Annotated in this window: 1 protein-coding gene; it reads right to left on the minus strand. The window is 44.8% G+C overall.

All coding sequences use genetic code 11. The features are described 5' to 3' along the window. A partial coding sequence (locus GFJ41_RS21125; protein WP_170076022.1) for a fibrinogen-related protein occupies positions 1-363 on the minus strand: 363 nt, incomplete at its 3' end. Positions 364-451 lie beyond the last annotated feature (88 nt).

Genomic DNA, 451 nt, shown 5'->3' on the forward strand with positions numbered 1-451 from the left:
CTTGTTTGTGAGCTGGTAGAGATTCTCCAGTCCCAGCCAGTATTCTCCATCCTTGTTCCCAAATCCTTCCTTGTAGTGCTTCCACGGTCTGTAGAAATTCACACTGCCGTCCATTCTCCTCTGGAACACCATCCAGTTCCCATCTTCTGTTGGACTTCCCCGACATCCCATGTCACAGTAGACCTGGACCGGTGTGTCTGCTGTAGGGTAGATCGTGTACACTCCACTGAGTGTTTGTCCGTTAGCGTAGACATCAGAGCAATCTGTCGGGAACAGTTCCTGAGAACTAGGAGTACTTTCAACCAGCAGGGGGAGCAGGAGAGTCCAGAACACAAAAAAGACTGGAAACACCATGTTAATCATTTAATCTCCTCTACTATCTTTTTTTCCTTTTTTTTTAATTTAATAATTGATTCTTGAGTCTTACAAATAAATTGCGGATTTGACCCTG

Source organism: Paraclostridium dentum (genome assembly GCF_012922555.1).
Taxonomy (GTDB): Bacteria; Bacillota; Clostridia; order Peptostreptococcales; family Peptostreptococcaceae; genus Paraclostridium; species Paraclostridium dentum.